At 35.1% G+C, this 12,776-nt stretch carries 12 protein-coding genes; 4 read left to right on the top strand and 8 right to left on the bottom strand.

What is annotated here, in order from left to right; genetic code table 11:
* Positions 1–29 precede the first annotated feature (29 nt).
* Both M900_RS13745 and M900_RS13740 read right to left on the bottom strand, forming a co-directional pair.
* Positions 30–704, bottom strand: a complete 675-nt coding sequence (locus M900_RS13745; protein WP_021275589.1) for a response regulator transcription factor — start codon at positions 702–704, stop codon at positions 30–32.
* A 7-nt stretch (positions 705–711) separates the two neighbouring features.
* Positions 712–2,283 (bottom strand): ATP-binding protein, encoded by a 1,572-nt coding sequence (locus tag M900_RS13740; RefSeq protein ID WP_021275488.1) that lies wholly within the window; start codon positions 2,281–2,283, stop codon positions 712–714.
* A 175-nt stretch (positions 2,284–2,458) separates the two neighbouring features.
* On the opposite strand from M900_RS13740, the gene M900_RS13735 reads away from it, so the two are divergent.
* Together M900_RS13735 and M900_RS17355 are read left to right on the top strand one after the other, a co-directional pair.
* Positions 2,459–3,232 (top strand): 3'-5' exonuclease, encoded by a 774-nt coding sequence (locus tag M900_RS13735; RefSeq protein ID WP_021275594.1) that lies wholly within the window; start codon positions 2,459–2,461, stop codon positions 3,230–3,232.
* Positions 3,232–3,714: a DUF309 domain-containing protein gene (locus M900_RS17355; RefSeq protein WP_052600826.1), complete on the top strand. Its 483-nt coding sequence runs from the start codon at positions 3,232–3,234 to the stop codon at positions 3,712–3,714. Before M900_RS13735 ends, M900_RS17355 begins: the two co-directional genes overlap by 1 nt.
* Here M900_RS17355 and M900_RS13720 read toward each other — a convergent pair.
* Genes M900_RS13720 through M900_RS13695 form a run of 6 tightly spaced genes read right to left on the bottom strand, consistent with a single transcriptional unit; the run spans position 3,631 to position 10,595 of the window.
* A complete protein-coding gene (locus M900_RS13720; RefSeq protein WP_021275301.1) occupies positions 3,631–4,059 on the bottom strand; it encodes a group II truncated hemoglobin in 429 nt (142 codons plus the stop codon). The genes M900_RS17355 and M900_RS13720 overlap by 84 nt on opposite strands.
* Entirely contained in the window at positions 4,047–4,931 is an 885-nt protein-coding gene (locus M900_RS13715; protein WP_021275655.1) for a lysylphosphatidylglycerol synthase domain-containing protein, read from the bottom strand. Before M900_RS13715 ends, M900_RS13720 begins: the two co-directional genes overlap by 13 nt.
* Positions 4,931–7,969, bottom strand: coding sequence for an efflux RND transporter permease subunit (locus tag M900_RS13710; protein WP_021275442.1), 3,039 nt, complete (start codon positions 7,967–7,969; stop codon positions 4,931–4,933). Before M900_RS13710 ends, M900_RS13715 begins: the two co-directional genes overlap by 1 nt.
* The gene (locus tag M900_RS13705) at positions 7,966–8,970 is read right to left on the bottom strand and encodes an NAD(P)-binding domain-containing protein (RefSeq protein ID WP_021275496.1); all 1,005 of its coding nucleotides are present in this window, start codon (positions 8,968–8,970) and stop codon (positions 7,966–7,968) included. The genes M900_RS13710 and M900_RS13705 overlap by 4 nt, the downstream gene beginning before the upstream one ends.
* On the bottom strand, positions 8,970–9,635 hold the full coding sequence (locus M900_RS13700; RefSeq protein WP_021275641.1) for a hypothetical protein: 666 nt from the start codon (positions 9,633–9,635) through the stop codon (positions 8,970–8,972). The genes M900_RS13705 and M900_RS13700 overlap by 1 nt, the downstream gene beginning before the upstream one ends.
* A gap of 3 nt (positions 9,636–9,638) precedes the next feature.
* Positions 9,639–10,595, bottom strand: coding sequence for a hypothetical protein (locus M900_RS13695; RefSeq protein WP_021275319.1), 957 nt, complete (start codon positions 10,593–10,595; stop codon positions 9,639–9,641).
* 216 nt (positions 10,596–10,811) lie between these two features.
* On the opposite strand from M900_RS13695, the gene M900_RS13690 reads away from it, so the two are divergent.
* Together M900_RS13690 and M900_RS13685 are read left to right on the top strand one after the other, a co-directional pair.
* A complete protein-coding gene (locus M900_RS13690; protein ID WP_021275287.1) occupies positions 10,812–12,245 on the top strand; it encodes a putative zinc-binding metallopeptidase in 1,434 nt (477 codons plus the stop codon).
* A 65-nt stretch (positions 12,246–12,310) separates the two neighbouring features.
* Positions 12,311–12,694: a hypothetical protein gene (locus M900_RS13685; RefSeq protein WP_021275402.1), complete on the top strand. Its 384-nt coding sequence runs from the start codon at positions 12,311–12,313 to the stop codon at positions 12,692–12,694.
* Positions 12,695–12,776 lie beyond the last annotated feature (82 nt).

Below are 12,776 nucleotides of genomic sequence, written 5' to 3'. Positions count from 1 at the left end.
GTGTGAACTCTCTGTCAAATCTTTGTCAATTAAACCTTAAGTTTATAACCAATTCCACGAACAGTTTCAATTAAAGCATCATCAAGCTTCTGACGCAGCTGTAGAACATGAGTATCAACTGTTCTCGTTGATGGATAACTTTCATATCCCCAAACCTTATTGAGAATTTCATCACGAGATAGTGCTCGATTTGGATTATCGACAAGTAACTTTAAAAAATCGAATTCCATTTTCGTAAGCTCCACCGCAGCTCCACTCCAAAACACTTCTCTTGTATCAAGGTCTAGCTTTAAGTTACCAAGCTCAACAATACCTTTGACGACGCTCTTATGAGATAATTCTGTTGCTTTTTGGCGCATTTGAACACGAACACGAGCAAGAAGCTCTCTTGGTTCGAATGGTTTTGTAATATAATCGTTAGCACCGCTTTCAAGGCCTATAACTTTATCAATAAGATCAGTTTTTGCGGTCAACATAATCACTGGAATCTGAACAGCGTCATTTCTAAGCTTTTTTAAATAATCAATTCCCTGCCCATCTGGAAGCATCCAATCCTGAACAACAAGATTATAATTTTTTACATCTGTAGCAAATGCTTCAGCGAGAGAAGTTACCCAAGTAACATCGAAGCCTTCCATCTTCAAAAACTCTTGAATACTTTTTCCTAAACCTTGATCATCTTCAACTAGTAGAATTTTCTCCATCGTCCCCTCACTTCTTTTTTAGCGGTAATACCAAAGTAAATGTCGTAGGTTTTTGAATGAGCTTCAAAGTACCGCCCCATTCTTTAATAACTTTACTTACAATACTTAAGCCGAGCCCACTTCCCTGGCTCTTATTTCCTTTAATAAATTCTTTCGTTAATTCATCTAAAGTTCTACTTGACTCGCCTTCATCAGATACAACAATTTGGATTGTATCTTTGATTGTATCGACAGAAAGAGATACTTCACCTTGCCCATGAGCAAAGGCGTTTTCGACAAGATTTTTTATAATAATTTGAAACCAGTATAAATCAAGACAAGCCTCTTTAGGAACTTTCTTAAAAGATGTATTTACTCTCTTGTCATAATTCATTTCAATCGGTGCAATAACGTCGTAAATAACATCTTCAACATAGTCACAAACTTCGAAATTAAAGTTTACAAGACCATCAACCCCCTGCCCCTGAAGGTAATGCTTACTCTTCTCTGTAAGTCTTTGAAGACGATATATTTCTGCTGAAAGCCTCAGGAGATCTTCCTGTGTTTCTTCATTATACTCATTCATCTTGCGATTAAGCTTTTCAAAAATAAGAATGAGACTTGCGACAGGTGTTCTAAACTCATGGGTAAGAACCTGCAGGGCCATTTTTCTTCTATTCTCTTCATTCTTATCCTGTCGTATCTTAGAAAAAAGAAGCCACAGAATTAAAAATAAAATTACAACAATTCCTACAAATGAAAAGACAGTAGAGAAACTTATCATTTGGAAAAGGTGTTTTACATTATATCGCCAGCAAATCGGTCCATCGACATACAAGCATGTCTTACCATGGTAGGCCTTAGAAGCTTGAAAAGGTGTCGTTTCTAAAAAGTTGTTCAAATCATCTCTAAGATAGAAACGATATTCGAGAATATTTAGAGCTCGAGGGTAGTTAATTCTCGCAAGTAAGAACTCCTTCGTTAGGATCGTACCTTCCCTATTGATTAGGTTATAAATTGATTGCTCATCAAGCCCAGCAAGAATTCCATAAATTCCACCAAGAGGACCTACTTCTCTTTGAACAGTCGCGAGTTCCTTAAGATGGAAAAAACTTAAAAGCTCTTTAAGTTCATCCCATTTAATATTATTTCCACTAAGCCGTTTATGACGAAAATATAGATAAGCATAACTACTCCCGCTTGGATGCATAAACGGAGCACGTTTAAAAAACCAAAATGGAAGATCCTTAATATTTTGACAGCGAAATTGTTCCCATACATTTTCTTTTGAAACTTCCATATATGTTCTAAGTTGTTTTACTGTCGAACAATTCTTAGTGGAAGTCAGAACATCCTCGTTCTGATTATCAATTACCAATGCAGGATTTAAGAGATCAAGTTGGTCATCATTATAATAAAGTGATGAGAAGTTAACGATCGCATAAGGAGTTACACTTTTTTGAAACTCAAGCTTAGTTTTAGTAATTTCAACCAAGTCTGAACTCGATGCTGAACCAGGTCCTTGGAACTTTAAAATATACTTTCCCGAGTAGAAAGCTAAGATAACTGCAGTGAATATAAGTAGAAGGTATGGCCTCACTCTAAGATCCTAAAACTAAAAAAATCAATTAATGTCACTAATAGGTTAAATTATTGTCAAAATAGCACCTAATGTCCAAAAAATACTCGTGCGCCGTGCGTGATACGCAAAGCATCATGTTTACAATAAGATTCTAAATTTGCTAGAGTAAGGGAAAAGAAACGAAGGAAATAATATGCTAATTTTAGGAATCGACCTTGAAGGAATGAATGAAAATCTAGTTGAGGCCGGTGTCAATTTACAAGTTGATCGCGTTACTGAGATCGGAGCTGTTCTTTGGGATACAAGAATCAACTCACCAATTAGAATCTTCAGTGAACTTATTGACGAACGCGACCGTATACCAATGACTGAAGAAGTTATTGAGCTTACAGGAATTGATGACAAACTCCTAAAAGATCATGGGCTGAAATCAGATGAAATCAAAATGGCACTTGAAAGATTAGCTCTTCTTATTAAGAAAGCTGATTACCTCATGGCCCATAATGGTGAGAAGTATGATCGTCCAATGCTAACAGCAATGTTTAAAAGATATGGTCTAGAAATTCCAACAAAGACTTGGATCGACACTCAAAATGACATCGAATACCCAAGAAAAATTACTCATAAGAGCATGGCCGCACTTGAGCATGCCCACGGTTTTATCAATCCTTTCCCTCATCGTGCAGTAACTGATGTTCTATCAATGCTAAAGATAGCTTCTCACTACGATTATGCTCGTATGGCAACAATTGCTTCGGGACCAAAGATTAAGATTGTTGCAAGTCTTAAAGCACCTAATTGGAAAGATAAAAATCAAGTAGATGAATTCAACAGAATCAAAAATAAAGTTGCTCGAGCAAGATTCCAATGGGATCCTGAAAGTAAGCAGTGGTACAAAATTGTTCCAAAACTTCATATTGATGAAGGTATCTTAAATTTTGATTTTGATTGGTCCACAAGAGTCTAGTGCGTTACTCAACTATTCCCTTTCCAAGCTATCGCTTTATTCCTGGTCGCTTTCCTCACCCGTTGAAAGAAGGTGGCCATATGGAATTTTCAGGAGAACCAGAGTCAAAACCGTTAACAGAAACTAATTATAAAGTTCATGAATACTACCTCTTCAGCATAGATCTTCTAAATGAAGAATATTTCTGGGAGGCCCATGCATATCTTGAAGCTATTTGGAATGCAAATGGTCGCCAAGGAGATATGGCAAAGCTTTGTCAGGCACTTATAAAAATTGGTGCAGCAGGGGTAAAATTTAAACTACAGAGTATACCGGCGAGTATCGGGCATCTACAAAGAGCAATTGAAATACTTAAACAAATTGAGTTAGAAAGTCTTTGTGGATTCGAAATTAAAGAATTAATCCTCGTGATTTCTCATATGCTCAGCGAACTTTCTAAACCCCTCCCAGAGTTGACTATCAAGCTTGGCCTCAAGATTTAACTCAGAAAGACTTAGCCTCATACATAATAACCACTGATCTCTTTCCTTAGGACCAATTTTAAATGGGAAATGGCGACGTCTCATCATCGGATGACCGTAGGCCTCAATATACAGAGAAGGCCCACCAAGCCAACCAGAGAGAAACATAAATAGTTTTTTGTTGGCACTTTCTAGACTTTTGGCATGAAGATCACGACACTCCTTTGCCTGGAGATTAGTATCCATATGGAAGTAGAAGCGATCAACTAGTTTTTGTAGGACCTCTTCCCCTCCAATTTGATCATAGGGAAGAATTGGTTTTGTTTCTTTACTTAGCATCGATTTAATTTTATTTAGTAATTCCATTCAAATCCTGTCACTGATTCTTGCTTATACTTTTTTATCGCTAAAGATACAAGGCTGTAGCCACCAAGGAATAAAATCTGTATCAAGCGATCAAGAAAAGCAATAAGAACAGCTCTGTCTCCATCAACTTGAAACATTGAAAGCACGCCTATTAAACTCAATTCTCTCAAACCGATATTACCGGGAAGCACCGAAATAAAACCTGCTGCCAAAATCAAGTAGGTCATGACACTAACTTCATAAAGCGAAGAATTAAGGCCAAAAGCATAGATATAAATAAGAAATTTTATTATATATGTCACTGAACTAAAGAAATAAAAAGTCATGATTTTAATCAGAGATACTCGATCAAGACTTTGAATCTTTTTCGAAATGACCACAATAACGATTGAAAGGATTGAGACGATTGCTGTGATTACAAAGTAGAAATAACGATCAATATAAACACTGTGAACTGCACCGCTTTGCCAAAAGCATAAAAGGATGGCCAAGGCCAAAAAGACAATAAGCAAACTAATAAGAGAAAGAGACAACATCTTTATACTAAATTCACGATATGAGATACCATGATTATTCTTGATAACAGAAGCTTTATAAATAATCCCTGCTTTAAGCGGAAGAATAAGATTTAAGAAATTAGACAGGATATTAACATCCAATAACTTTAAAACACCTATACCATTTTTAAAAACAGACCTCTGCCCGAAAGAGAGAAATAAATAAAAAAGAAAATAATTAAAAATAAGACCAAAGTATACTAGAAAACCAAAGCTAGGAATCTTACGACTATTTATAATCAAGAAATGGCAAATAAAGACAAAACCTGCGAAGAAGATTACATTTTGAATATAACCTAGAACCTTTGCTCTCATTACGAAATTCCAAATCTTTTAGCAAAAATAAAGCGATAAATAAGTGGGATCAGATATAGATCAGAGATCGTACCAAATAACAAACCACTTCCCATCGCGAGAACCATTGGAGAAACAAAAGCATCTGTCCCCCCAAGAAAACCATAAACACTTGGGGCGAGGCCTGCAATTGTTGTAACAGTTGTCAAAAAAATGGGAGTAAAACGTTTCCTTGCCTCAATAATGAGATCGTCAACAACTAGACAACCTTCTTTATTTTTTAACACACTAATTACTTCAATCATTAAAAGAGCATCGTTGATAACAACTCCTGAAAACCCTACAAGACCCAATAGCGCCATCATCGAAATGGGCATTCCATGTAAATAAAAAGTAAAAACGACTCCAATCATTCCCACAGGAATTGATGATGAAATAATAAATGGCACCCACAAAGACGAAAACTGAATAACAAGGAAGAAGTAAATAAGTAGTAGAGCAAGCAAGAAAATTAGCACTACTTCATAATTTGCATTCAAAGAGTCTATCTTTTTTCCTGAAATAATAACATCAATATCTTTACCATCTTTAACCATTTCTTTTGTAATCGTTCTTAAATAATCAACGTCCACATCTTTAACAGTCTTTGCAACAAAGAGAGTATTCGCAACATCACCATTATAGTGATAAACACTATTTAAGGCCCGCTGACTTCTCATCTTCACGACTTTTGAGATATCAATATTTCTTCCATTCGCATTCAAAACCTTGATCCCAAGGAGTGGATTTTCCAGCGCATTCGCATCCTTTTTCGCCATCACTCGATAATATGTTCTCTCCAAACCTTGGTTAAAAAAACCAACAACTTCCCCACCATATACAACAATTAAGGCATTGGTTACATCAACGAGATTAACTTTCAAGCGAGACAATTCCGCATAATCAGGTTCAAGAACAAAAGAGTTTTCTAGAAACTCAACATCATCTGTAACGACAACATTCTTACTTTTAAGAAGGGTTTTCACTTCTTCAAGTGCAGACAGACGCTTTTGCATATCTTTGGAGAGAAAACTAATCTCGAAGTCATTCTTCTCTGGTGGTGCACCGGAATCAATCTTTATTCCAAAACTTTTCAAGTCACTTACAACTTTAAGCTTTTCTCTTATCTCACTATCAATATCAAGAGCAGTCTTATCCCTTTGAGTAAAGTGAGTTAACTCAACTTTCACATAAAAGCACTGTTCACAGTGATATTGGCCTTCGAAATTCCTTCCAACTCTTGAACGGTAAGATGTAACCTCTTTTCCCACATAAGGAGATAGTATCTTTTCAACCTCAGCAACCACAGAGTTAGTGTAGTTTAAGGTTTTACCTCTTTTAACATCGCCATATAAATATATCCGCTGAGATTGATTCTCTGGGAACATTACCACTTTAAAAGTTTTTATACTTAAAAACGTCCCGCTCAAAATAAATGCTAATACCGCCAGAGCAGACATCTTATAATTTTCAAGGAATATACCTAATGACCTAGAATAGATATTTTGAAATTTTAAAAGAATCTTTTTCCCTAAAGAGCTTTGTGATTCGGTCTTTCCTACATGACGTAAATGTACAGGTAAAAATAGCAACGACTCAATAAAGCTACCTACTAATGTGATAATTACAACAGAGGGAATTTCTTTTACAAACTGTCCAATCATACCAGGCATGAAGTAAATTGGTAAAAAAGCAATAATTGTAGTAAAAATAGTACTAAAAATCGGTCGAGAGACTTGCAAGACAGCTTGAATTAGACTTTCATCATTAATAATTTCTCGTTCATAAATAGATTCTGAAACAATAATTGCATCATCCACAATCATACCAAGAACAATAATAATTCCACACAAAGATATAGAGTTAAGCGTAATACCCAGTATAGGCATTAATATCCATAGAAATGCTAAACTAAACGGAATTCCCATTGCTACCCAGAATGCCATTTTCGCATTAAAGAAAATAAAGAGAACAACGAGCACAAGAATAAGACCTAAGAAGATGTTGCCATAAACCATATTTAAGCGAGATTTCGTCTCAAGTGAAAGATCATGTGTTGTTACAAATTTTACTTTGTCATTTGCAAGTCCATTTTGGAACTCAGAAACAGTCTTTTTTATTTTCTCGACTGTATTTAGAATATCGCCACTTTTACTCTTATATAGCCAAAGCCCGACTCCTTCTTTTCCATTATATCTCGTAATAATATTCTTTTGACTAAATCCATCCGCAATACTAGCAATATCCTTTAATTGAACACTCTTGCCTGAATCGTTAGATCTCACAATTAACTCGCCAAGCTTTTCAGGAGAATCAAAACGAGAAATTGTTAAAATTTGTCTCTCATCAATAAATGATTCAACCTTTGTTCCAAAAGAACGAATATTATTGCTTTTTAGCACATGGATAATTTCACTAAAAGAAAGATTAAGCTGATTAATTTTTTCGAGGTCAAGCTGAACAATTAACTCTCTGTCTCTCTCTCCACTGATATCTACGGCCACGATATCCTTTAACTGAAGAAGTTTTCTTTCAAGACGCTTGGCAAGCTCAAGTGTTTTTGCTTCACTTTGTCCTTCCCAGATAATAGCAACATCATAAATCGGGAAGTTTTCAACCTTTATTTCTGTTATAATTGGCCTTCCCTTCACTCGAGAAGGAAGATTTGTTACGTTGTCAACAGCTCTTTGAATATTATCTTTTACAGTATCAAGTCGAGAATAATCTTGGTCTAAGATAATCATAATGGAAGATTGTCCCTCAAGAGATCGAGACGAATGATACTTAATTCCAGATACTCTTTTCAACTCTCTTTCAATAAGGGAGGTCACATTATTTTCAACATCTTGTGGAGAAGCACCTGGATAAAATGTTTGAATTGATACTTTATGAAGATCAACTTGAGGATAACTTGTACGCTGAACCTTCAAAACACCTAAAAGAGAGGCACAAAAGATAAAGATAAAGACAAACTTAGTTACAAGAGGTCTATCAAGTAAGTACTGGAGTACATGTCTCATCGTACTTCTCCTTTTACTTTTTTCTCGATGATTGATGCTAAGGCAATCGCATCCTCTCTTATTCCCCTTAAAAATCGACTTTTAAAGTTTCTTAGTCCTTCAAGGCCTAAATAAAAAACTCCTTCATTTTTTTGAGACTCAAAATTTATAATCTTGTCCTCACCAAGAATTTTACTGGCAACTGATCTAAAGCCAGTACAGTAAATAATGAGATCAAAATCCCTCGAATCACCATTGCTAAAGAAGACTCTCTTCTCAGATATTTTTGCGATATTAGGAAATCGATTCTTAACATATTTCTTTGCCCCATATCCCATTGGAACAATCATCTTTTTATTACTGACTAGACCATAAAGAAGATCAAAAAGAGGAAGTAGAAACAGAGTCATCTTTGAAAGAAAATCATTCGCTCCAAATTTTATATCACCACGGGTTGATATCGAAATATCAAGATCTTCATGAGGACAAAGTTCCTCAATAATTTGACCGGCCGATAAACCTTTTCCAACGACAAGTATGTTTTTAGCCTCACCAACACTCGCTCTATTCTTATATTCAGCAAAGTGAATTTCTTTAAGCGAAACATTTTCTTTTTTAAAATCTGGAATAAAGGGATTGTAAAAGTATCCTGTAGCAAGAACGACTCTCTTTGCTTCAATCTCACCAGAACTAGTCATCACAATATAGTGACTTTCTCTCTTAGTGATCGACTCCACTTTCGTGGAGAAACGAATATCTAATCCTTTTGCCATGTATTGTAAATATTGAACAATCTCACTTGCTTTCGAAATTTTATTTTGTTTATTCATGGTCAAGTCTTTTGGACGCAGACAATTAGACTTCCAAAAGGTAATTGTCCCAAGATGATCTGGCATATTGGCCCATGAATTACCGCACTCCCCCATTTCAAGAATAATACTTGAAATACACTTTTCTTTAAGTGCTTGGGCCAAGCTGATTCCACTTGGGCCAGCTCCTATTATCGCAACTTCATGAATCACTAAATATACCTATGAAGAATTGTTTGAATATACTGAATAGAATTTGTAAAATACAGCTTATAGAAATTTCTAATATCTTTTCTCCAAATGCCAATACTCATTTTCTCCAAAACTCGACTCAGCATCAAAAGATTTAAAAATCTTTTTTCTATTTTATCAAAATGAGTATAGATCTCATACATTGACCAGTCTTTAGTTTTAAACACTTCAACTTCTGTACTTTGACTATGAATCTTCACATCTCCAAATAGACAACCATCAAGACAGTCTCTAAGCTTTAAAATCAGACTACGCTTATCATGATTAATAACTATCCCAAGGGATGTGAACAATGTAATCAAAACATAATTAATACAGCTTGAATGTCTTACACCTTCATTACTTTCAATATAGCGCTCAATTTTTTCGATACTTTTATTACTAAGATTTTTAAACCTTATATAGACAATCGGCTGAGGTGAACGTGGAGTAAAAAGCTTTTTAAATGTTCGCATGTAAATGAAATGACCATGCATTTCATACTGCCCTGCAATTAAATACATGTGTCCGTTTTTTTCAGAAAAAGCGATTAAAACTTCTTTATGAAGCTTAAAGTCCTTTGGAAGAAGCCACCTTCCGTACTGAACTGCATTTTTGTTAATATCGAGAAGTTCAGGATGCCTCATTCTCTAAATCTCTCCCATGATTTTTTCATAAATTCTTTCTTTCAAAGTAATGAGATTTGACGGGTCATAGAGAAAACCTTTATCGATTTTTCTCTTATCTGTGAAATACATACCACCACGATCACCACGCAGCTTAATTCTAAAATATGTGAAGCGTGACCATAACTTTTCTGGAAACATATAAGAACTACGCCCCAGTTTTCCATAGTCACTTCTTTGGAGATAAACACCTTGAACAAATGGAGCTCTAAGAACTAAAGAATGATTTTTCACATCTCTCAGTTTCTTTGTTGGCTCAATCCACCATCCAGCGATAAGGTTAAATGCAGGCCATGGAGATGGTGTTCCCCAGTGAAGTCTTTTCTTGTTTCCATTTGGATTTCCAAAGAATGGAAACCTGGTCTTCATGAAACATGAAAAGATTGCAAATTCTTCTGGGTCATAATCCTTATCACGGAAGATAATCGTCGGTTCACGCTTTTCTTTCATTATCATTTTAAAAAAATCTTTATAAAAAACGGGGTCAGTAAAATGCTCCAAAGCATCTTGAAAGTCATCAAAGATTAGCGATACACCATTATAATGAACTGTTCCATGTATATAGTTTACAGCTGGTGGCATTCTGTTCTTTCTCCCTCTTGGGTAGAAATGACTTGAACTCGATGTTTCAACCATTCGTGCGAGATAGGTCATAATCTTAGCAACAATCTCTTCATCAGAATGCTTAAACTCTCTCTTTCTCTTCGATTGATAAGCGATATTCTTGTACCAAATGACTTCACCGTCCTCAGGATTAATTCCTGTGGCAAATGGATGATCCTCTTTTAAAAGTCCTCCAGGTAAAGGTCTTAACCACATAATGTCGAAGACATTAACAATACCGTACATATTGTGAATATTGTGTCCAATCCAGTTAAAGATAGCAAAAAGACAATATTTGATGTCTCTAAGAATATGCATAAAAATCTCCTAATTATGTTTAATATATCGATCTTTAGCTCAAAATTATCCTCTTCATGGAAAACTTATAGAGCTGTACAAACTATTGACACTTATACTTGGAGATTCTCTAAATTTAAATTGATTACACTGACGCAAAGGATACATTTATGTCAGTAAAACTGGCATGGAATATGCTTAATAAAAGCTACACACATTATAAAAACAAGGGTTTTCATGAAAAAGCTTAGATTTATCTGTCTTATTTTTCTACAACTTACATCTTCTTGGGCACTAGAATCTTATGACCAACCAGATTTAACAAATTCTAAGGCAGCTCAGTGCCTTCCAAAGAATGAAGATCTCCAAACTTATTTAACTTCAAAACACAAAAGAACATATGAACCTATCGAATGGAAAGGTATAAAAATTCAAGCACCTCGCACGGGGCTTGTTCAACTACTTAATCGCTTCTTTTATTCAGACACTTATAAAGAGTCTTTTTACTCTAATATCGATATCATTAAGGGCTACCCTGGAATTGAAACTTGTAAGCATGAAGTATGTATTGCAGATAAGATTTTTGGTAAAGGACTTGGCGTTTATTACTTTTACTTTTTAGATAAATTTAATTTCAACCTTTCACCATATGCGACAAAGTTCTACGGAAAGGATGATCATTATGAAAATAGGAACTTCTTTAACAAAGAAGAACTTGAATCAATCAGAGCAGCTCTTCATATGCTTCCAAGTACAGTTTTCAAACACTATAAGTTTGGTACACACTTTAAGAAAATCGCAAAGTACGATGGCAACGTAATTGCGGACAGTGCTCTTCGCTTTTATAACCTATTTAGTGACATACCTCGAAACGAGAAGATAACGACGATTCTTCACGAAATTGGTCATAATATCTCCGACATGACCGCAATCGATGAACATGACTATACACACTACTGGGTAAGCTTATCTTCATGGCAAAGTGAAACAACAGACCCGAGAGATTTGAAAATTCTCGATGACTCCAAGAACTTTGTTAGTAATTATTCAACATCATCACCAGCAGAAGACTTTGCAGAATCATTTTCTGCATATATTGTTAATCCAAAATTTCTTGAACAAAACGCACCTGAAAAATATAGATTTCTTAAAGACGAAGTTTTCAAATCAATTGAGTATAAAACTTCAAACTGTATGACAAGATCGTCAACAAGCCTTAAGGATATACTAAAAGGAGCTGATCCTAAACAAGTCACATTGGCATGTATGGACACATTCGTTGACAGTATTCCAACTGGAGATAAGCTGGCAATTGATAAGTGTATCTTATTAAATGCATCAAGAACTCAAAGTATCCCACTCGACTTTGATCTTGTTGCTGATATGTCACACTCGAAAGAAGTTAAAGAGTACCAAGATATCATAGATAATCTTATTTCAACATTCGTTACAGAGATTTTCAAAAAACCATCATACTGCAAGGATTATCCAAACCTGGCCTTTGAATACAAGAGTAATCTTTTTGAATCAGGATCAAATTACACAACACATGACCAAGCAGAGAATTATTGCCGCTGGGCAACTCGTCCACTTGAAAGAGAAAATAAAGAATTGAGTGATGAGAATATTCGCTCGAATTTTTCAAAGATTTTAAAGCAAAGAATCTTTTAGTCTCTAGACTAAAATAGAAAATACATTTAAAATGAGCTTCATTGAATCAAAAACAAGGATTGTTAATGAAGCTCTCTCTTCTACTTTTATCTACTATCTCTACTTTAAATACATATGCAGCACCACTCGCAAAAAAAGAGTTACTATTTGAATGCCCACATAAGAAAACAAGCTCTCCAGTTGATCGTTTATTCATTTACAAGAAAACTCTAGGGAGTAAAGAGACATATGAAGTAGAAGTTCAAGCTTATCAAAACGGTATTGATAAAACCTACTCTAAGAAAGTTAATCTTATTTCAAAGTATGATGGAAGAATTCTTGAGTTTACGACGGGGAATTTCAGAGTAAAAATCGATAAAGTTAGAGAGAATGAAGATAAATTCTGGGCCTTTGCTAGAATTCCAGAATATGATATTCACTCATTTGACTGGAGCTGCAAAGAGCAATAGCTAGAAAAGAATCAGTTTTAAACTGCTTATTAAGAAATAAAAAAAGGACTCATTACTGAGTCCTTTTTCCATTCACACACTT

This window comes from Bacteriovorax sp. Seq25_V, assembly GCF_000447795.1.
Lineage (GTDB): Bacteria > Bdellovibrionota > Bacteriovoracia > Bacteriovoracales > Bacteriovoracaceae > Halobacteriovorax_A.
Note: the sequence above shows the minus strand (reverse complement) of the source record. Positions and strands in the feature narration are given on the sequence as shown.